This window comes from Telluria antibiotica (assembly GCF_011682055.1).
Taxonomy (GTDB): Bacteria; Pseudomonadota; Gammaproteobacteria; order Burkholderiales; family Burkholderiaceae_D; genus Telluria; species Telluria antibiotica.
Genome location: NZ_JAAQOM010000008.1, coordinates 177428 through 199033 on the forward strand (window position 1 = coordinate 177428; position 21606 = coordinate 199033).

The 21606-nt window shown below is 66.9% G+C and carries 14 protein-coding genes and 1 tRNA gene; 10 read left to right on the forward strand and 5 right to left on the reverse strand.

The features are described from left to right. Positions 1-112 precede the first annotated feature (112 nt). Entirely contained in the window at positions 113-2251 is a 2139-nt protein-coding gene (locus HAV22_RS14835) for a sodium-translocating pyrophosphatase (protein WP_166859854.1), read from the forward strand. A 40-nt stretch (positions 2252-2291) separates the two neighbouring features. Here the strand turns inward: HAV22_RS14835 and HAV22_RS14840 are convergent, their stop codons facing one another. Further along, the gene (locus HAV22_RS14840) at positions 2292-2816 is read right to left on the reverse strand and encodes a DsbA family protein (RefSeq protein WP_166859855.1); all 525 of its coding nucleotides are present in this window, start codon (positions 2814-2816) and stop codon (positions 2292-2294) included. Positions 2817-3023: 207 nt separating this feature from the next. On the opposite strand from HAV22_RS14840, the gene HAV22_RS14845 reads away from it, so the two are divergent. Beyond that, positions 3024-3221, forward strand: a complete 198-nt coding sequence (locus HAV22_RS14845) for a hypothetical protein (RefSeq protein WP_166859856.1) — start codon at positions 3024-3026, stop codon at positions 3219-3221. A 49-nt stretch (positions 3222-3270) separates the two neighbouring features. Here the strand turns inward: HAV22_RS14845 and HAV22_RS14850 are convergent, their stop codons facing one another. Then, the gene (locus tag HAV22_RS14850) at positions 3271-4569 is read right to left on the reverse strand and encodes an acetyl-CoA hydrolase/transferase family protein (protein WP_166859857.1); all 1299 of its coding nucleotides are present in this window, start codon (positions 4567-4569) and stop codon (positions 3271-3273) included. 153 nt (positions 4570-4722) lie between these two features. Here HAV22_RS14850 and HAV22_RS14855 point away from each other — a divergent pair, with 153 nt between their 5' ends. The 6 genes from HAV22_RS14855 to HAV22_RS14880 all read left to right on the forward strand — a co-directional run bounded on the left by HAV22_RS14855 (position 4723) and on the right by HAV22_RS14880 (position 14753). Then, positions 4723-5508 (forward strand): hypothetical protein, encoded by a 786-nt coding sequence (locus tag HAV22_RS14855; RefSeq protein ID WP_166859858.1) that lies wholly within the window; start codon positions 4723-4725, stop codon positions 5506-5508. Positions 5509-5609: 101 nt separating this feature from the next. Beyond that, a complete protein-coding gene (locus HAV22_RS14860; protein WP_166859859.1) occupies positions 5610-6374 on the forward strand; it encodes a 3-hydroxyacyl-CoA dehydrogenase in 765 nt (254 codons plus the stop codon). 102 nt (positions 6375-6476) lie between these two features. After that, positions 6477-8270 carry a gamma-glutamyltransferase gene (gene ggt / locus HAV22_RS14865; protein WP_166859860.1) on the forward strand — a complete coding sequence of 598 codons (1794 nt, stop codon included), beginning with the start codon at positions 6477-6479 and terminating at the stop codon, positions 8268-8270. Positions 8271-8593: 323 nt separating this feature from the next. Then, positions 8594-9763, forward strand: a complete 1170-nt coding sequence (locus HAV22_RS14870) for a patatin-like phospholipase family protein (protein ID WP_166859861.1) — start codon at positions 8594-8596, stop codon at positions 9761-9763. Then, entirely contained in the window at positions 9760-13995 is a 4236-nt protein-coding gene (locus tag HAV22_RS14875; RefSeq protein WP_166859862.1) for a hybrid sensor histidine kinase/response regulator, read from the forward strand. Before HAV22_RS14870 ends, HAV22_RS14875 begins: the two co-directional genes overlap by 4 nt. Positions 13996-14057: 62 nt before the next feature. Then, positions 14058-14753, forward strand: coding sequence for a response regulator transcription factor (locus HAV22_RS14880; protein ID WP_166859863.1), 696 nt, complete (start codon positions 14058-14060; stop codon positions 14751-14753). Positions 14754-14948: 195 nt separating this feature from the next. Here HAV22_RS14880 and HAV22_RS14885 read toward each other — a convergent pair whose 3' ends face one another. Further along, positions 14949-15350 carry a hypothetical protein gene (locus HAV22_RS14885; protein ID WP_166859864.1) on the reverse strand — a complete coding sequence of 134 codons (402 nt, stop codon included), beginning with the start codon at positions 15348-15350 and terminating at the stop codon, positions 14949-14951. Between the two features lie 170 nt (positions 15351-15520). Further along, a complete protein-coding gene (locus tag HAV22_RS14890) occupies positions 15521-15808 on the reverse strand; it encodes a hypothetical protein (RefSeq protein WP_166859865.1) in 288 nt (95 codons plus the stop codon). Positions 15809-16666: 858 nt separating this feature from the next. On the opposite strand from HAV22_RS14890, the gene HAV22_RS14895 reads away from it, so the two are divergent. Beyond that, complete coding sequence (locus HAV22_RS14895) at positions 16667-18790, forward strand: hybrid sensor histidine kinase/response regulator (protein ID WP_166859866.1); 2124 nt, start codon at positions 16667-16669, stop codon at positions 18788-18790. Between the two features lie 20 nt (positions 18791-18810). Here HAV22_RS14895 and HAV22_RS14900 read toward each other — a convergent pair whose 3' ends face one another. Further along, a complete protein-coding gene (locus HAV22_RS14900; RefSeq protein WP_166859867.1) occupies positions 18811-21009 on the reverse strand; it encodes a bifunctional SulP family inorganic anion transporter/carbonic anhydrase in 2199 nt (732 codons plus the stop codon). A 459-nt stretch (positions 21010-21468) separates the two neighbouring features. Here HAV22_RS14900 and HAV22_RS14905 point away from each other — a divergent pair. Continuing rightward, a tRNA-Arg gene (locus HAV22_RS14905) sits at positions 21469-21543 on the forward strand. The last annotated feature ends 63 nt before the right edge of the window (positions 21544-21606 follow it).

Genomic DNA, 21606 nt, shown 5'->3' on the forward strand with positions numbered 1-21606 from the left:
CAAGGTTTTGTCGCACATTGGGTGCGGCGAATGCAGCAAGGCAGGCCGTTCGCAGCGTATCGCACGCGGCTTTTCGACTCTGTGATGTTGATCGAGGAACGAGGGGGACGACATGGCATCCGGGCAGCTCATCTTCGCCGTCGCGTGCGGCGTTATCGCGGTATGTTACGGCTTGTGGTCACGCAGTTGGGTCCTGAGCCAGGATCCCGGCAACGGCCGCATGCAGGAAATCTCGCTGGCCATCCAGCAGGGGGCGTCGGCCTACCTGGCGCGCCAGTACCGCACCATCGGCATCGTCGGCCTCGTGCTGCTCGTCGCCATCTTCTTCCTGCTCGGCGCGGCCACCGCGTGCGGCTTCCTCGCCGGCGCGCTGCTGTCCGGCGCCTGCGGCTTCATCGGCATGAACGTCTCCGTGCGCGCGAACGTGCGCACGGCGCAGGCGGCCGCGACGAGCCTCGACGCCGCGCTGAACGTCGCCTTCCGCGGCGGGGCCATCACGGGCATGCTCGTCGTGGGCCTTGGCCTCTTGGGCGTCGCACTGTTCTACTGGTTCCTCATCCTGCGCGCCGACCCGGCGCTGTCCATGCATGACGTGATCCAGCCCCTCGTGGGCCTCGCGTTCGGCGCGTCGCTGATCTCGATCTTCGCGCGCCTGGGCGGCGGCATCTTCACGAAAGGCGCGGACGTCGGCGCCGACCTCGTCGGCAAGGTGGAGGCCGGCATTCCCGAGGACGATCCGCGCAATCCCGCCGTCATCGCCGACAACGTGGGCGACAACGTGGGCGACTGCGCCGGCATGGCGGCCGACCTGTTCGAGACCTATGTCGTCACGCTCGTTGCCACGATGCTGCTGGGCGCGCTGATGCTGCCCGGGATGGGCGGCACGGGCACGGCGTATCCGCTGCTGCTGGGGGGCGTGTCGATCATCGCGTCCATCGTCGGCTGCTCCCTCGTGAAGAACCATCCGGGCCACAAGATCATGTACGCGCTGTACACGGGCCTGTGGTGGTCGGCGGCGCTGTCGCTGATCGGCTTTGCCGTCGTCACGTGGCTCGTGTGGCCCGACCCCGCCATGCGCTGGCGCATGCTGGGCTGCGCCACGGTCGGCATCGCGCTGACGGGCCTGATGGTCTACATCACGGAGTACTACACGGCGACGGAATTCAGCCCCGTGCGCCACATCGCCGAAGCGTCGACGACGGGGCACGGCACGAACATCATCGCGGGCCTGGGCGTGTCGATGAAGTCGACCGCATACCCGGTGCTCGTCGTGTGCGCCGCGATCCTCATCGCGTTCCAGCTGGGCGGCCTGTACGGCATCGCCATCGCGGCGACGTCGATGCTGTCGATGGCCGGCATCATCGTCGCGCTCGACGCCTACGGCCCCATCACCGACAACGCGGGCGGCATCGCCGAGATGAGCGGCATGCCCGACCAGGTGCGCGCCGTCACCGACCCGCTGGACGCCGTCGGCAACACGACGAAGGCCGTCACGAAAGGCTATGCGATCGGTTCGGCGGGCCTGGCCGCCCTCGTGCTGTTCGCCGACTACACGCACGCGCTGGAAGCGCATGGCACGCGCCTCGCGTTCGACCTGTCGAACCCGATGGTGATCGTGGGCCTGTTCATCGGCGGCCTCGTGCCCTATCTGTTCGGGGCGCTGGCGATGGAAGCAGTGGGGCGCGCCGCGGGCGCCGTCGTGATCGAGGTCCGGCGCCAGTTCCGCGACATCGTCGGCATCATGGCGGGTACCGGCAAGCCGGAATACGACAAGGCCGTCGACATGCTCACCGCATCCGCCATCCGCGAGATGGTGCTGCCGTCGCTGCTCCCCGTGATCGTGCCCATCCTCGTCGGCATGCTGCTGGGGCCGGCGGCGCTGGGCGGCATGCTGATGGGGACGATCGTCACCGGGCTGTTCGTCGCGATCTCGATGACCACCGGGGGCGGCGCCTGGGACAACGCCAAGAAATATATCGAAGACAATCACTACGGTGGCAAGGGTTCCGACGCGCACAAGGCCGCCGTCACGGGCGACACGGTGGGCGACCCGTACAAGGACACGGCGGGGCCGGCCGTGAATCCGCTCATCAAGATCATCAACATCGTCGCACTGCTGCTCGTGCCGCTGCTGCCGGCCGGAGGCTGGCTCGCCGTGTCGGCGCCGGAAGCGTTGTACGCGAAGCCGGCGGCCACGGCGCACGCGGAAGTGAAGATACCGGTGCCCGTGCAGGCGCCCGTGCGGCGCTGACGGCTTGAGGGCTGGGACGGTGCGTCCCGGCCTGCGCGCGTCAGCGTCCGAGCGCCTCGCTGAACGCGCGCTCGAGCGACGTGCGGTCCGAGTCGCCCCGGTAGCGCACGCCGTTGATGTAAAAGGTCGGCGTGCCGCTGGCGCCGTCGTGGTGCGCACGTTCCGCGTCCGCCTGTACGCGCGCGTGGTGGCGGCGTTCGCTCACGTCGGCGCGGAAGCGGTCGATGTCGAGGTCCAGGCTTTCCGCGAGCAGGGCCAGGTCCTGTTCGTTCGCGATCTGGCGCTGCCGGTCGTACAGCAAATCGTGCATCTGCCAGAACCGGTCCTGGCCAGCGGCGGCCTCGGCCGCTTCCGACGCCAGCTCGGCCAGCGGGTGCAGGTGCGCCAGGGGCAGGTGGCGGTAGACCAGGCGGATGCCGCCGAAGCGCGCGTCCAGGCCACGCAGGACGGCGTGGGCACGGGCGCTGTACGGGCACTGGAAGTCCGCGTATTCGATCACCGTCAGCGCGGCGTCCGCCGGGCCGCGCACGTGCTCGTCGTTGCCGATTTCGTCAACTCTTTGCATTGATCCCTCCTCGTCGGTCATGGGCGCGATGATCGCACGGCGCGTGGAATCATGTAGTAAATTTTCACCCGGCAAGAAGATAGGTGTAAAAACAAAACAGTTAGCGACGCGATCGGCTCCGTTAGGGTACAGTAGCGCCATCAGCGATTTGTTTCTGAAATGATTGGAAACGGAACGCGCCAGCTTACTAACCAAATGGAGAAAACCATGACGAGCAATCTCGGAAGACAAGGCGTTGCCGACGCCCCAGTCCTCGACCCGACCGACGCCCCGCGCCAGGACAGTATGCAGCAGGCCGACGGCGCCGAACGCGCCGAACTGCAGCGCGCCCTGCTGGTGTACGGCATGGCCGGCGCACTCGGCGCCGAGCAGGCACGCAGCGCCGTGACCGAACCGCGCGGCTGACGGCATCGCGTCAACGACACGAACGGGACCTGCGGGTCCCGTTTTTCATTCAAAAGACGCACATGCGGTCGGCTTCTTCTCGCAGCCACGGCCGGAAGTCCGGATGCGCGATGGCGATCAATTCCCGCGCGCGCTGCTTGGCCGACTTGCCGCGCAACTGGGCGACGCCCCATTCCGTGACGACGTAGTTGACGTCGTTCTTGCTCGTCGTCGCGTGCGTACCGGGAGACAACGTCGGCACGATGCGCGAGACCGTGCCGTCCTTCGCCGTCGACGGCAACACGATGAACGACTTGCCGCCGCGCGAACGGTTCGCGGCGCGCACGAAATCGACCTGGCCGCCCGTACCGGAATACGGCAGGTGGCCGATGCTTTCGCTGCCGCACTGGCCGAGCAGGTCGACTTGCAGGCTCGCGTTGATCGACACGAGCTTGTCGTTCTGTCCCGCGATGTACGGGTCGTTCGTGAAGTTCGACGGATGCATCTCCAGCATCGGGTTGTGGTGCATGAAGTCGTACAGGCGGCGCGAGCCGAGCGCGAACGTCGCCACCATCTTCCCCGGCATCAGCGTCTTGCGGCGGTTCGTGACGGCGCCCGACTCCACGAGCGTCAGGATGCCGTCGCCGATCATCTCCGTGTGGATGCCGAGGTCGCGCTTGTCCGTCAGTTGCATGACGACGGCGTCCGGGATGCCGCCGTAGCCGATCTGCAGGGTGGACCCGTCCTCGATGTGCTCGGCCACGAGGCGGCCGATCGCTTCCTGCACGGGCCCGATGCGGGGCAGGCCCACCTCCATGATCGGGTCTTCGCTTTCGACGAGCGCCGTCACCTGCGAGATGTGCACATGGCACTGGCCATGCGTGAACGGGACGTGCGGATTCACTTCGAGCACGACGGCGCGCGCCTTCGCCACGGCCGCCATCGTGTAGTCGGTGCCGAGGCTCAGCGCGAAATGGCCGGACGCGCACATCGGCGAGGCCAACGAAAACAGCACGTCGGACGGCATCAGGCCCCGTTCGATCAAGGTGGGGATCTCGGAGAAATAATTCGGGATGAAATCGCACCAGCCGCCCTGGCCGCCGCTGCGCGACGCGCCGCCGAAGAACAGCGCGGCATGGCGCACGTGCGGACGGCATTCGGGTGCGAAATAGCCGAACTTGCGCATGGCGAGGATTTGCGCGACCTGGACATCCGTGAAGCTGCGGCATTCGTCCGATAGCGCGTGCAGCAAGGCGGGCGGTTCGCCGACGCCCGTCGGGACGATGATCATGTCGCCGTCGCGCACGTGGTCGAGGGCATCGAAGGCGCTGCCGCGCCGGGCGCGGTACATCTCCTGCATCGTCTGCATGGTGGTCTCCTGTATCGTTTTTGTTTGAAGTTTGTTTGAACTTCGTGCGCCGTGGCAGATTACCAGCGTGGCGGAGGAAACTGACGGGCACCTGACGCGCGCCGGCGCGCCGGCGCGCGGCCGATAATGGGCCGACAAGCGACGAGGTGAACCATGGGACAGACACGATATCGATCTGCCGCCCCGCTGGCCGCGCTGGGCGTCCTGCTCGCCGTCGCGCGCGCGGTACCGGCGCAGGACGTGGCTACGCAGCGCCAGTCGGAACGGACGGAGCAGGCGAACCGCGAGGCGACCGTCGCGGACGAAGCCAGCAAGCCGCAGTCTGCGCGCGCGCCGGCCGCGGGCGCGCACACGTCGCCGGCCACGCTCAGCTACGGTCCCGTGCTGACGCCGCGCGGGCAGCAAGGCGCCGACGCGGTCCGCAAAGACTCGGCCGAAGTGCATGACGAGGCGGACACGCTGGCGCGGCAGGGCGCACATCCGCAAGATACGCAACTAACCGACAACGAGCGAAGTGATCGACGCGGCGGTCTGCAGGGGGCCGCGCGGGCCGGGCAGCACGCGGATCGCGCCGGCGGCAAGGCCGATGGCAAGCACGGCGACACGGCCGCCAGCCAGCGCGGTGACCAGGCCGCCAAGCCGACCGACGAGCAACGCCGCCGCGCCGCCCGCCGGCACCCGGCGTGGCAGCCGACGGGCCCGATGGCGCCGCGTCCGCTGCGTGCCGGGGAGTCGCCCGCCACGACGGACGCCGTGCCCATCCCGCCGCCGTTCACGCCACCGCAGCCCGTCGTGCCCAGTTCCAGCGCCGTCCGGGCGTGCCAGGGCATCGTCTGCACGGACGCGGCCGGCAACGCGTTCAACGGCAGCGGCAATGCCGGTGTCGGCAGCGGCGGGCGCACGTGCACGCGCACGGGCGCCACCGTGCAGTGTTTTTGACGTCTCCGCATGGTGTTTCTTGCGATTTCCCGATAAAATCCGCTGGTTGACGTTTACGTAAACGGAAGCAATATCCAGCACACCAATAAAGGGGGAGACAGATGCAAATCCAGAATAACGTGTTCATCGTGACGGGCGGCGCCTCGGGCCTGGGCGCGGCCACCGCGCGCACCATCGTGGAGGCGGGCGGCAAGGTCGTGCTGGCCGACGTGCAGCAGGAAGCGGGCGCGGCGCTGGCCGCCGAGCTGGGCGCCCCGGCACGGTTCGTGAAGTGCGACGTGACGTCCGAAGCGGATGGCCTCGCCGTCGTCGCGGCCGCGCGCGAGCTGGGCAGCCTGCGCGGCCTCGTCAACTGCGCCGGCGTCGCGCCTGCGATCAAGACGGTGGGCAAGGACGGTCCGCATCCGCTGGACGCGTTCCAGCGCGCCATCAACATCAACCTCGTCGGCACGTTCAACATGTGCCGCCTCGCCGCGGACCAGATGGGCAAGGAAGACGCGCTGGAGCACGGCGAGCGCGGCGTCATCATCAACACGGCGTCCGTCGCCGCGTTCGACGGCCAGATCGGGCAGGCCGCGTACGGCGCGTCGAAGGCGGGCGTCGCCGGCATGACGTTGCCGATGGCGCGCGACCTGTCGCGCAGCGGCATCCGCGTGATGACGATCGCACCGGGCATCTTCGAGACGCCGATGCTGATGGGCATGCCGCAGGAAGTGCGCGATTCGCTGGGCAAGATGGTGCCATTCCCGCCGCGCCTCGGCATGCCGCGCGAGTACGCGCACCTGGCGAAGACGATCATCGAAAACGTCATGCTGAACGGCGAGACGATCCGCCTGGACGGCGCGATCCGCATGCAGCCGAAGTGACGCGACACTTGCCGGCGTGAGCTGTCCGGCAATTTCGGGTACGATGCTCCATGGTATCGAACGCGTGGCGCGAGCCGCGCGTTGCTTTTTTTGGAGAATCGCATGAAGTCGAAGTTGCTCGCCCTTGCCTTGGGTGGCGCGCTTGCCGCCGCCCTGAATCCGTCGATCGCGCTTGCCCAGGACGCGAGCGCCCAGCAGCAGGTACCGGAAGCCGCCAGCGGCTACACGGAGAAGCCGGGCTGGACGGCGCGCAACTACATGGTGGCGGCGGCCAATCCGCTCGCCGTCGACGCGGGCTATGCGATGCTCAAGCAGGGCGGCACCGCGATCGATGCGGCGATCGCCACGCAACTCGTCCTCACGCTCGTCGAGCCGCAATCGTCCGGCATCGGCGGCGGCGCCTTCCTCATGTATTACGACGGCAAGAAGGTGCAGGCGTACGACGGCCGCGAGACGGCGCCGTCGAAGGCGGACGAACACCTGTTCCAGCACCAGGACGGCACGCCGATGTCGCGCCGGGAAGGCATCGTCGGCGGCCGCTCGACGGGCGCGCCCGGCGTGTTGCGCATGCTCGCGCTGGCGCACCGCCAGCATGGCAAGCTGCCGTGGAAGGCGCTGTTCCAGCCCGCGATCCGCTTGTCCGAGCAAGGCTTTGCCGTCAGCCCGCGCCTGCACAGCCTGCTTGCCGAGGACGGCTACATCCGCCAGGACCCGACGGCGCGCGCCTATTTCTACGGCCCGGACGGCAACCCATGGCCCGTCGGCCACATCCTCAAGAATCCCGCGCTCGCGCGCACCTTGCACGAGCTGGCGGACGGCGGCGCCGAGGTGTTCTACACGGGCCGGATCGCGCGCGACATCGAGGCGAAAGTGAAGAGCCACCCGACCAATCCGGGCCTGCTCACGGCTGCCGACATCGCCGCGTACCGGCCGAAGCTGCGCGAGCCCGTCTGCAACGACTACCGCGCGTACACCGTCTGCGGCATGCCGCCGCCGTCGTCGGGCGGGATCGCCGTCGCGCAGATGCTCGGCATGTTCGAGACGCGCGACATGGCCGCGCTGGCGCCGGCCAACGGCATCCCGGGCACGGACGCCGTGCACCTGTTCTCGGAAGTGGGCCGCCTCGCGTACGCCGACCGCGACCGCTACGCCGCGGACACCGACTTCGTCCCGCTGCCCGGCCGCGGCGTCCCCGCGCTGCTGGACAAGGGCTACCTGACGCAGCGCGCCCGCCTGATCGGGCCGCGTTCGATGGGCAAGGCCGAAGCGGGGCATCCGCCCGGCGTCGAGGCTGCATGGAACTGGGGCCTGGACAATTCGATCGAGGCGCATTCGACGTCACACATCGTCGCCGTCGACCCGTACGGCGCCGGCCTGTCGATGACGACGAGCGTCGAGGACGCGTTCGGCTCGCGCCAGATGGTCGACGGCTTCATCCTCAACAACCAGCTGACCGACTTCTCGTTCGATTCGCGCGATGCGAACGGCCCCGTCGCCAACCGCGTCGAGCCGGGCAAGCGCCCACGCAGCGCGATGAGCCCGACGATCGTGTTCGACAAGAAGACGGGACGCTTCGTGGAAGCCGTCGGTTCGCCGGGCGGGCCGCTCATCATCAACTACGTGGCCAAGGTCCTCGTCGGCACGCTCGACTGGGGCCTCGACATGCAGCAGGCGATCGCGCTGCCCAATTTCGGCAGCCGCAACGGCCCGACGGAGCTCGAGCAGGGCCGCTTCCCGGCGGCGGAAATCGACGCGCTCAAGGCGCGCGGCCACGCGGTGCGCGTGTTCGAGCAGACGTCCGGCCTGCAGGGCATCGCGCGCATGACCATCCACGGCGTGCCGCTGTGGTTCGGCGGTGCCGACCCGCGCCGAGAGGGCGTAGCAAAAGGCGAGTAGGGTGGGCGGCCCTCCGCCCACGCGAAAGCTGGCACGACGCGCGCGTTACGCGTGGGCACTGGGTGCCCACCCTACGGTCTACGGTCAGACATCGGAGCCGTTGCGTATCTAAAGCGCGTAGGGTGGGCGGCCCTCCGCCCACGCGAAAGCTGGCATGACGCGAGCGTTACGCGTGGGCACGCATTTCAAGCCCCCGGCTTGAAACGCCCCACACTACGGTCGCGGAAGTGTTTGACCATTTGTCGAGGCCCATAAACAACGAAGTATTTGTTAATAAGATATTTATTCAACGCAAGTTGGACGGATTTTGCTAACCTTGCCCTGTGGACATTGAACGTAAAACGGGGTTAATCCTCAGCGGCGGCGGCGCGCGCGCGGCCTATCAAGCTGGGGTCTTGCAGGCGATCTCCCGCATCCTGGGGGATGCGGGCTGGCCGGCCGCGCGCAATCCGTTTTCGATCATCTGCGGCACGTCGGCCGGCGCGCTGAATGCCGCCGCGCTGGCCTGCCGCGCCGACGACTTCGGCGACGCCATCGGGCATCTGGCGGATGTGTGGCAGGGCATCGGCGTGTCGCAGGTCTACCGCGCCGATTCGCTCGGCGTGCTGCGCTCGGGCGCGCGCTGGCTGTCGCTGCTGTCGTTCGGCTGGATGCTGCGCCAGTGGCGTGCGGCCCCGCCCACGTCGCTGCTCGACAACACGCCGCTCGTCGGCCTGCTGCACCGCATGCTCGACCTGCCGCGCCTGGACAAGGCGCTGGCCAGCGGCTGCCTCGATGCGCTCGCCGTCACGGCGTCGTCGTACACCGGCGGCCAGCACGTGACGTTTTATCAGACCGATCGGGAAGTCGTGCCGTGGAAGCGGCACCAGCGCGTCGCCCTCGCGAGTCAGATCGGAGTCGACCACCTGCTCGCGTCGAGCGCGCTGCCGTTCATCTTCCCGGCCGTGCCGCTGTACCTGGACGGCCACATCGAATACTGCGGCGACGGTTCGATGCGCCAGCTGGCGCCGATCGCGCCTGCGATCCACCTGGGCGCGCGCCGCGTGCTCGTCGTGGGGGCGGGCCGCATGAACGAGACCGTGCGCCACTTGCCGGCACGTGTATCCTATCCGACCCTGGCGCAGATTGCCGGTCACGCGCTGTCGTCGATCTTCCTGGACGGCCTCGCGATGGACATCGAGCGCCTGCAGCGCGTCAACCAGACCCTCGCCATGCTGCCCGACGACCTGCTGGCGAAGACGCCGCTGCGCCGCGTCGAGCTGCTCGCGATCGTGCCGTCGGAACGCCTGGACGACATCGCGGCGCGCCACGCGGGCGACCTGCCCGGGCCCGTGCGCACGCTGTTGGGCGGCATCGGCGCCACCGAGGCACGCGGCGCGGCGCTCGCGTCGTACCTGCTGTTCGAACGGGGCTACACGCGCGAGCTGATGGCGCTGGGCCAGCGCGACACCTATGCGCGCCACCGCGACGTACTGGAGTTTTTCGAAGCATGAGACGATGGCTGCTCGCCTTGCTGGCGCTTTCCTGGATGTCGCTGTGGCTCGGTTGCGCCCACGCCGCGCCGACGCCCACCTTGCGCTTCGAGCACCTGTCCGTCGACGACGGCCTCGCGCAGGAATCCGTGCTGTCCATCGTGCAGGACCCGGACGGCTTCATGTGGTTCGGCACCCAGTCCGGCCTGTCGCGCTACGACGGCTACCGCTTCACGAATTTCCGCAACGTCGTCGGCGACCCGAAGACGCTCGCCAACAACTGGGTGCGCGTGCTGTACGTCGACCGCAAGGGCAGGCTGTGGATCGGCACCGACGGCGGCCTCGATCGCTACGAGCCGGCCACCGGCACGTTCAGCCACTTCCTGCCCGACGAGCCGGTCAAGCGGGGCAACGGCAACCGCCACATCCGCGCGATCCTGGACGACGGCAAGGACGGCCTGTGGCTGGCGACGGCGGACGGCCTGCAGCATTTCGACATCGCCAGCGGCCGCTTCGACACGTGGCACCACGTGCCGGGCGTGCCGGACAGCCTCGCGTCGGACAAGCTGACGGCGCTCGCGCGCGCGCGTGACGGCCGCCTGTGGATCGGCACCGCGTCGGGCCTCGACAGCCTCGATCCGGAGCGCATGCATTTCCGCCATCACCCGTCCCCGCGCGGCGGCAAGTACGACTTCGTGCAGGCGCTGATGGTCGACGCGGGCCAGGGCCTGTGGGTCGGCAGCCTGGGCGGGCTGGAACGTCTGCCGCTTGGCCAGAAGGGCGCGCCGCGCACGTTCGGCGCGGACGACGGCATCCCGGCCGGCGAGATCAGCGTGCTGTACGAGGATGCCGAGCGCCAGATCTGGGTCGGCTCGCACGACCGCGGCCTGTACCGCTGGCTGCCCGCGCAGGACAAGTTCGAACGCCATCCGCACCGCATCACCGACAGCTACAGCCTGGGCGACAACCAGGTCACGGCGCTGTACGGCGACCGCGTGGGCACGTTCTGGGTCGGCACCTGGTACGGCGGCGTGTCGCGCGCGGACATGGGCAGCGGCGGCTTCGCGCGCATCGTGCGCGGCGACGACACCCCGATCTCGCTGGAAGACAACAAGGTGCGCGGCATCGTCGGCGATGGTGCCGGCAAGCTGTGGCTCGCGACGAACGGCGGCCTGCACCTGTTCGATCCGGCGACCGGCGCGGACCGGCCGTGGCGCCTCGCGCCCGTCGAGGCGGGGACCTCGGGCGACGCGATGGCCACGTCGGTGGCGCTCGGCCGCGACGGCGCCGTGTGGGTCGGCACGCGTAACGGCCTGGCACGCCTCGACCCGAAGACGGGACGGCTGACGCGGCGCCAGCTGTCCACCGACGACGTCGACGCCAACTTCGTGCGCAACGTGAGCGTCACGCGCGACGGCACCGTCTGGGCCGCGTCGCGCGGCGGCCTGCACCGCATCGACCCGGACGGCCGGCTGACGACCTACCAGCACGATCCGGCCGTGGGCGCGAGCCTGGCCGACAACATCGTGCGCCCGATGCTGGAAGACCGTCACGGCCGCTTCTGGATCGGCACGTTCGACGGCCTCGACCTGCTCGACCGCACGACGGGCAAGTTCCGCCACTTCCGCCACGACCCGGAAGACCCCACGAGCCTGTCGCACGACGAGGTGCACTACCTGCTGGAAGACCGCAAGGGCGACCTGTGGGTGGGCACGGCCGTGGGCTTGAACCGCATGGTGATCGGCACCGACGGCACGCCGCGCTTCCAGCGCTACACGGTGCGCGACGGCATGGCGGACGACGTCGTGGCCGCCATGCAGGAAGATCTCGACGGCTTCATCTGGGTCTCGAGCTCGAGCGGCCTGCACCGGCTCGATCCGGCCAGCGGCGCCTGGCGCAACTACAACTCGACGGACGGCACGATCGAAGGCGCGTACTTCGACGCGTCGGCGCTGCGCGTGGCCGACGGTACCCTTTACTTCGGCGGCAACAACGGCATCACGGCGTTCAATCCGCGCGCGCTGCACGACAACCTGATCGCGCCGCGCGCCGTCATCACGGGCCTGCAGATATTCGGGCAGCCGTGGCAGGACGTGCGGCCCGGCATGCTGCCTGGGCCCATCGAGCGCCTGTCCGGCATCACGCTCACGCCGCAGGATTCCGTGTTCTCGCTGGAGTTCTCGGCGCTGCACTTCGCGGCGCCGGGCCGCAACCGCTTCGCCTACCGCCTCGCGGGCTTCGACCAGGACTGGATCGGCGTCGACGCGGGCAAGCGCTTCGCCACCTACACGAACCTCGATCCGGGCAGCTACACGTTCCAGGTGCGCGCCGCGAACAAGGACGGCGTATGGAGCGACGCCGCCGCCACGCTGGAAGTCACGGTGCTGCCGCCGTACTGGAAGACGTGGTGGTTCCGTACCTTGTGCGCGCTCATCGTGATCGGCTGCGGCTACGGCATCTACCGCATCCGCGTGGACGTGCTGCGGCGCCAGAAGGCCATGCTGGAACAGCAAGTCAGCGCGCGTACGGAACGCATCGAGCAGCAGAACCGTCTGCTGGAACGCCAGACCGAGGAATTGCGCGAGCAGGAACGCCAGGTGCGCCGGCGCACGAACGAGCTGGCGCTCGCCAACGACGCGCTGCAGGAAAACGAGGAGCGGCTGTACCAGGCCAAGCAGCGCGCGGAGGATGCCACGCGCCAGAAGTCCGAGTTCCTCGCCAACATGAGCCACGAGATGCGCACGCCGCTCGCGGGCGTCATCGGCATGCTCGGCTTCGCGCTGCGCGACGGCGCACTGCGCGAAGCGACGCGCGACCAGATCATGCGCGGCCAGGCCAACGCGCAGTCGCTGCTGGCGATCATCAACGACCTGCTCGACTTTTCCAAGATCGAGGCGGGCAAGCTCACCATCGAGAACATCGACTTCGTCCTCGACGAGAACATCGCGCACGTCGTCACCCTGTTCGAGGAACAGGCGGGCGCGCACAGCGTGGGCTTCGCCGTGCACCTCGACCCGGACCTGCCGCGCTTCGTCGTGGGCGATCCGACGCGGCTGCGCCAGGTGCTCGTGAACCTCGTCGGCAACGCATTCAAGTTCACGGAAAGCGGCACGGTGGCCGTGCGCGTCGAGCGCCGTCCCGCCGACCAGCACGACCGCGCGGGCCGCAACATGATCCGTTTCTCGGTCGAGGACACGGGCATCGGCATCGCGCCGGAAGCGTTGCCGCGCCTGTTCCAGAAATTCGAACAAGCCGACGCGACGACGACGCGGCGCTACGGCGGCACGGGCCTGGGCCTCGCGATCTGCCGCCAGCTCGTCGAGCTGATGGGCGGCACGATCGGCGTCGCGAGCACGCCCGGCGTGGGCTCCACGTTCACGTTCGTGCTGCCGCTGGCGGATGGCGTGCAGCCGCCGGTCGTCGCCGACCAGCCGCGCGAGCCGCACACGCACCGCCTGCGCGTGCTGTGCGCGGAAGACTATCCGACCAACCAGATCATCGTGCGCATGATGCTGGAAGAGCTGGGCCACCAGGTCGACGTCGTCGAGAACGGCCTGCTGGCCGTGGCCGCGTGCGCGCGCACGCGCTACGACCTGATCCTGATGGACGGCCGCATGCCCGAGATGGACGGCGCGACGGCCACCCGCCTGATCCGCGCCGGCGGCCCCCTGGACGCCCCGGTGCTCGACCAGCACCTGATGATCGTTGCGCTCACGGCGAACGTCAGCGAGGAAGACCGCACGCGCTATCTGGCGTGCGGCATGGACGCCTTCATCACGAAGCCGATCGACGACGCCCAGCTGCATTTCTACCTGACGCGCGCCATCGAGCGCCAGCTGCAGCGCGGCATCGACCTCGCGCCGATGCCGGCGCCGTCCCCGCGCACGCCGTCGACGGCGGAGCTGGACGCGATGTTCGACGTGCCCAGCGACCCGGCCGCGCCCACGGTGGCGGCGCTGAACGCCAACCGCCGTGCGGGGGATTTGAAGGAGCGGCTGCGCGAGGCCTTCCTGGCCGACCTGCCGCGCCGGCGCGCCGAGCTGGACACGGCGCTGGCCGAGGGCGACGGCGACACGGCCGGCCGTGTCCTGCATGGTATCAAGGGCAGTGCCGGCTACCTGGGCGAGGCGCCGCTGCACGCGCTGTGCTCGGAACTCGAGGCGCTGGCCGACGCCGGCGAGCTGGACGCCGTGCGCGCCGGCCTGCCGCGCCTGCTGGCATTATTGTCCCGCTTCGAAGCGCAACCAGTCTGAATCGTGCGCTTGTCACTTATCTGTATAATTGCCATTTAACAATTGGGACGCATGGGGCAGGGATGAAGGTTTTGATAGTCGACGATGACGTGGTGTCGCGCATGATGCTGATGCACATGATCGACACCACCGCGAGCGGCGTGTTCGACGTGCACGAAGCGGAGGATGGCGAAGACGCCTGGCGCCAGCTGGACGGCGGGCTCGCTCCGGCGATCGTGTTCTGCGACCTGCGCATGCCCCGGCTGTCCGGCATGGAATTGCTGGCCCGGGTGAAGGCCGATGCCCGGCTGGCTGGCCTGCCGTTCGTCCTCGTGTCGTCGGCCGGCGACGCCGAGACGATGGAGCACGCGCTGTCGCTCGGGGCCGACGGCTACATCGTCAAGCCGTTCGACGCCGCGCGCGTCGAGACCCACCTGGCCCCGCTGATGCGCGCGGCCGACGAGCAACCGGCGGCCACTTTGCGCCGCCTCGGCATCGACGCCACGCGCCTGCTGCTGTACCTCGGCGGCCTGCAGCGCCAGCTGGTCAGCGCCGGGACCGACCTCGCGCAGCTGCTGGCCGCGCGCCAGCTCGATGCCGCGCGCGCCCATCTCGCGCGCCTGTGCGAAGGGTGCCGCACGCTGGGCCTGCACGGCGCCGCGGCCGGCTTCGACGCCCTGCGCACTGCACCCGATGACGCGGGCCTCGCACGCGAACTGGCGGCCGCGCACCAGGCCGTCATGCGCCAGACGGATGCCACGCGCCAGCTTGCGATGTGACGGCGTTGTGCGCGCCCGGGTTGATTCGCAATGTGAAGCGCGCCTGACGGAGCCGTTTTACATGCGTCCAACCGATGAGCGGGCAAGCAAGCGACGACGTTCGATCCGGAGCGGGCAGGAGGGCCAGCGGCGCTCGGTGGGCTGCAGCGGCTTTTGCTGAGTGACCGCGACCGAACCAAAGCAGACGTGATCGCGTCACCACCATTTGCCGAACTGGTTGAACGCTGCATACAGCGCGCGCATTGACCCTGCATTGATCGTTAGACGAATTGCTATGCAGTCGCCATCTTGTGACTGCCTTTGCGAAGGAGGATTGATGGTTAGATACTCCTGAGATGACTGCCGCTCGAAGTGGAGGACTTCGTACTCGCTCGTGTCAAGCAGTCGAGCGTCGCAGCCGTCACGGAGTTCAGTTTCAAATCGAACAAGGGCGTCATACTCGAACCAAAGGTGCGCGGCCGTCCATTTTAGATTCTGGCTTCGACCTGAATACTCGACTTCAAGCCGGGCCTGGACACCTAGAGCCATCGGATCTACATCTACAAACTCAAGCTGGAACTTGAGCGGCCCTTCAACGAAAGCTACGTCGCCAGCCATTTAAATCCTTTCTTGGGTGTGGCCGCGCCTCGGACTTACGAAACGTCCGCTTTTGGCTGAACCCGACCTGTCGACCAGCATAGCATGTTGCCAAGACGAAAAAGTCGCTAACTATCACGACAGTCAACAGTCGACCCGAAGCGGCCCTACCTAAATGGCTCTCCGCGAACTTATGCTGTGGTTCGACGACGTCCCCATGCCCAGAAAGCAAGGCCACCACAAATCAAGCCCATGGTAGGACTGAGAATCAGCATCAGACCAAATCCCGCCATAGCGCCAGCGTCGCAAGGGTCGCTGGGTTGTGGTGCGCAAGAGTATGTAGCGTTGACAAAAGCCCATGCGATAAACGCGCCTAACAAAGCGCCGCTCCCAGCAGCGACTAGCGCTATTAACAGCTTGATGAGCATTCTCATCGTTTGCTGTATTCCTTTATTCCCGATGCTGGCGACGATCACCATCGTCCGCTCCTGGCCGAACCCAGCCATTGACCTCAGCATAGCAGCTTGTCAAGCTCGAAAAGTCGCCGACTGTCACGACAGGCGGCTCCCGACCCATAGCAGTCATACATTCCCAGCATTCCCAGCCTATATCTTTGCTAAAAGATGCCGCGTGAAAATAGGATGATGGCACTACCTACCAGCCATGCCAGCATGAACGAGAGATAGCGAATGGCGAGTGGATCAAGTCCCGGCTTCGGCGTTACAGATAGATTACCGGTGATGCCAACGTCGGAAAGTGCCCACGTAAGGCACGTCGCCATCAACACGTATGACGCTACTCCTCCAATCCCAATGAACCACCAAAAATGCTGGAGGGCGCCGCGCCACAAATATGCGAAAACCCCTACCGCAAGCGCTGGACCAATGAGTCCAAAAGGGATCGCCATACTAAACGGATTCATCGTAGAAATATTCCAATGTAGTTGAAAAGTCGTAGCTTAACGATTTGCAGTGTCCGCTTCTGGCCGATAGCAGGTGGACGGAACGGCTCAGTGTATAAGCTTGTTGCCATCGGAGCAACCATCAGGTTGCGCCCGTTCAATTAAATTCCTGCCGGAAAATACGAAAAATTGTCATAAGATTGTTGTAAAACTACCCTTCACACGTTGTCGGAATACGGCATACTGATCCTTTGCCGTGGCCGGCGTGCATCCATTCCCAGGCAGAACGGCAACTTGCGGGCGTCTTTTTTGCCCCGTGCGGACCGCGCCAAGCGCGCGCCGTCCGTCATCTGCTTGTCATTAAAATAGTCGACTTTTCACGGCGGCGCAGACTGCCGGGAGCGGCCATTGACCAGGGATTGCATGAGCGAGGACTATGAAGACCACGGTAACTCCCAGCCTGACCTTCCTCACGGGCGGCGGCCAGATGGCTGCGCGCATTGCCGGACGCGACTGGCGCGCGACGCCGCTCGGCCCCATCGAAGACTGGCCCGCCGCGCTGCGCACGGCGCTGGGCCTCACGTTGAATTCCCGCTTCCCCTCGCTGCTCGCGTGGGGGCCGGACCTGATCAGTTTCCATAACGACGCGTACTCGCCGCTGCTCGGCGACAAGGCCGCGCTGGGGTTGCCATTCCACACGGTGTGGCCGGACGTATGGGACACGGTCGGGCCCATCGCCGCGAAAGCGTATGCGGGCGAGGCCAGCTATTACGAGGACATGCCCGTGCTGATCGAGCGCCACGGCCATCCGGAGCAGGCCTGGTTCACGTTCTCGTGCAGCCCCGTGCGCGACGACGACGGCACCGTCGGCGGCATCCTGTGCACGGTGACGGAGACGACGGGCAAGGTGCGCGCGCTGGCGGCACTGCGCCAGAAGGAAGAGACGCTGCGCCGCCTGAACGGGGCCTTGACGCACCAGGTCGCCGCGCACGCGAGCGACCGCGAACGGCTGTGGCGCATCTCGCCGGACGTGATGTGCGCGGCGTCGCTGGCGACGGGCCGCTTCCTCACCGTGAACCCGGCGTTCACGGCATCGTTCGGCTGGACGGCGGACGAGGCGACGACGCGCCCGTTCCTGGAACTCGTGTACCCGGAAGACCGCGACGACGTATTGGACAAGATGCACTTGCTGGCCGCCGGCACGCCGCTCGTCGGCTACGAAGTGCGGGTGCAGCACAAGGACGGGTCGTATCGCTGGGTCTCCTGGACCATCTCTCCGGAAGGCGAGCTGCTGTACGGCGTCGCGCGCGACATCACGGCGGAAAAGCACCGGGCCGACGCGCTGCGCCAGGCCGAGGAAGCGCTGCGCCAGGCGCAGAAGATGGAAGCCGTGGGCCAGCTGACGGGCGGCCTCGCGCACGATTTCAACAACATGCTGGCCGGCGTCACGGGCCACCTGGAACTGATGAAGCTGCGGCTGCGCATGGGCCAGACCGGCGACCTGCCCACGCGCATCGACGCCGCCCTCGGCGTGACGCAGCGCGCGGCGGCGCTCACGCACCGGCTGCTGGCGTTCTCGCGCCGCCAGGCGCTCGACCCGAAGCCGACCAGCGTCAATGCGCTCGTGATGTCGATGACGGACCTGATCGAGCGGGCGGCCGGCCCCGCCATCGCCGTGCGCACCCGGCCGGCCACCGCGTTGTGGACAACGTTGTGCGACCCGAACCAGTTGGAAAGCGCACTGCTGAATCTCGCGAACAATGCGCGCGACGCGATGCCGGAAGGCGGCCTGCTCGTCATCGAGACGGAAAACGTCACCCTGACGCCCGCCCAGGCGCGCCGCCACGGCGACCTGCGGCCCGGCGAATACGTGCAGGTGAGCGTGCGCGACAACGGCGCCGGCATGGCGCCCGACGTCGTGGCGCGTGCGTTCGACCCGTTCTTCACGACGAAGCCGATGGGGCAGGGCACGGGCCTGGGCCTGTCGATGGTGTACGGCTTCGCGCACCAGTCCGGCGGCAACGTGCGCATCGAATCGTTGCCGGGGCAGGGCACGGAAGTGCGGCTGCTGCTGCCGCGCCACCTCGTCGAGACGGTGCCGGCGGCCGGCCACGATGCCGAGCCGCCGCTGGCCGCGGGCACGCGCAAGGGCGTCGTGATGGTCGTCGACGACGAGGACGACATCCGCGCCCTGATGAGCGAAGTCCTGGAACTGCAGGGCTATACGGTGCTGGCCGCGTGCGATGCCCCGCAGGCGCTGCGCCTGTTGCAGGAGGCGCGGCCCGACATGCTCGTGACGGACGTCGGTCTGCCCAACGGCATGAACGGCCGCCAGCTGGCCGACCACGTGCGCACCCAATGGCCGCAGCTTCCCGTGCTGATGGTGACGGGCTATGCGGAAAGCACCGTCATGAAGAACGAGACGCTGCCCGCGCAGATGGAAATCCTGACCAAGCCGTTCGCGATGAACGCGCTGGTGGACAAGGTCGGCGCCCTGCTGTGCCAGGGCCAGGGCGCGGACACGGAAGCGGGGGCGGAGACCGGCGCCGAAGCCGCCTGAGCGGCCCCGCGCCTCCGGCGTCAGGCGGCCAGCGGGCCGTCGATGCGGTCCGGCGTGACGAGCTCGCCGAAATGCACCGTGCGCGTGGCGATGTCGTGGTAGGCGCCGACGAGGCCCATCTCGCCGCGCGCGATGCGCTCGCGCAGGAAGGCGCTGCCCGCGATGATCTCGTCCAGCGAGTTCTCGATGTTGCGTCGCGTGACCTGCTCCAGCATGGCCTGCCCTGAAGGCGGATGCTGCGCGCCGCACTGGCAATCGTCGATCGCCTTGCGGATCTTGCCGGTGATGGCGCCCACGCTGTGCCCTTTTTCGTTCTGCAGCGCGAGGCCGATGGCGCCGCAGCTCGAGTGGCCCTTCACGACGATCAGCTTGGCGCCCAGCTTGTGGGCGATTTCCAGGCTGCCGATGATTTCGCGGCTGATCACGTTGCCGGCGATGCGCACCGTCAGCAAGTCGCCGAGACCCGCGTCGAAGATGATTTCCGGCGACGTGCGCGAATCGATGCAGTTGACGACGACGGCCATCGGATGCTGGCCGGACGCCGTCGCTTCGGCCTGGTGCAGGTAGTACTTGTTGGTCGTGCGGCCCGTGCGGAAGCGCTCGTTGCCGTCGCGCAGCAGGTGCAATACGTCGTCGGGGCGCAGCTTCTTCTGCGTGTCGCGGTCGAGCGCGGGGACGAACTGGATCGGATCCTGCATGCGGTATTCGTCGCGCAGGCCGATGACGTTCAGGCGCACGTTGCGTTCGCCTGCCACGACGCGGTAGTCGTCGATGATCTCCAGCACGTCGTTGTCGATGTAGTCCGTGCCGGACGCGTCGATCAGCACGTTCGCGTTGGCCGGGATGTCCCACAGCGCGCTCTTGATCGTCGCCTTGTTCAGGAACGACACCTGGTTCGGCAGCTCCATCTTGATGACGTCGCCGATGTGCAGGCGATATTGCTCGATCGAGAACGGGTTGCGGAAATGGCTGCGCATCAGGTAGAACAGGCTGGCGGCCAAGCCGATCAGCACACCGGTCAGCAAGTCCGTCAGGACGATGGCGGCGACGGTGACGACGAACGGCACGAACTGCGACCAGCCCTTCTTGTACATGTCGCGGAACAGCGAGACCTTGGCCAGCTTGTAGCCCGTCACGATGAGGATGGCGGCCAGCGCGGCCAGCGGGATCAGGTTCAGCATCGGGGCCAGCACCAGCACGCTGGCGAGCAGCAGCAGCCCGTGGATGACGCTCGACGCCTTCGTCCGGTTGTCGTTCTGCACGTTGACGGAGCTGCGCACGATGACGGACGTGACGGGCAGGCCGCCCAGCAGCCCGGCGCAGATATTGCCGAGGCCCTGCGCGACGAGCTCGCGGTTCGGCGGCGTCTCGCGCTTGTGCGGGTCGAGCTTGTCGACGGCCTCGACGTTCAGCAGCGTTTCCAGCGATGCGACGATCGCGATCGTCACGCCGACGATCCAGACGTCGCGATTCGTGAAATGGGCGAGGTCGGGCAATTGCAGGTAGGCGCCCAGATTATTCGTATCGACGGGCGGAATATCGACGAGGTGCGCCGGCGCGATGGCGAGTGCCGGGAAAAACCGCGCGAACATTAACTGCAGCGCAACGCCCAATACGACGACGAACAAGGGGGCGGGCAGCAATTTGACGTTTTTCAGCGGCGTCTTGTCCCAATACACGAGTGCCAGCATCGACAGCAGGGCGATGATCAGCGCGCCCGGCGTAATGGCCGCGAATGCGTGCAGGATCGCGGAAAACGTGTTTTCGCCGTTGGCCTGGATGAATGACGATTCGTCGGCGCGATTGGCGTCATAGCCGATCGCATGCGGCAGCTGTTTCAGGATCAATAGAATCCCGATCGCCGCGAGCAATCCCTTGATGACGTTCGATGGAATGTAATTCGCGATGACGCCGGCGCGGGCGACGCCCATGATCAATTGCAGGGCGCCGGCAATGACGATTGCCGCGAGCAGGATCTCGAATGCGCCGAGTTTCGTGATCGACGCCAGCACGACGGCCGCCAGCCCGGCGGCGGGGCCGCTTACGCTCGTGTGCGAGCCGCTTGCGAGTCCGACGACGATGCCGCCGATAATGCCGGAAATAATCCCGGAAAACAGAGGGGCGCCCGATGCGAGGGCAATACCGAGACACAGGGGCAAGGCGACAAGAAACACTACTATGCCGGCCGGCAAATCGTACTTGAGGGTATTCGTAGTCATGGGAATCTCGCGGAAGAACGATGGTTGTCAGTCAGAATGCGGCCCGCTCTTCGCGAATGGCGAATCAGCGTGGACGCATGGCGAAATCGATTCGGCACCGGCGCGTGGCCGGTGAATCCGGATTCATTACCGTTTGATTGGATGAATCAAAACGGTGCAATGCACCGATTTGATGCATTCCCAGAAAACAGATTGTTAAAACGATGGGCGAAAAATATAACACGCATTTTGCATATCGGTCCAGCAAGCGCAATAAAACGTTACAATTCTTCCCAATAAATAGATTTGCATAAAAGCGGTTTTATTCCGGTTATTTTTATTGCTGAGAATAACGTCGGATTGGGCTTCCGATAAGTCCGGCATGAAGGCGTGACAAGCCGCGCGGGCGCCGCCAGCGCGGCCGGGCGATTGTGGGAGGGACGTCAGTCAGGTAGAATAGCGGGCTGCAATATGCAGAGTGTCGCCATAGTACAATGGATAGTACAAGGTCCTCCTAAGACTTAGATGCAGGTTCGATTCCTGCTGGCGACACCACCTTCACCGCTTCCCCAGCCGCATCAGGCGCGTGCCCTTCGGTACAATGCCTGCTTTCTCATT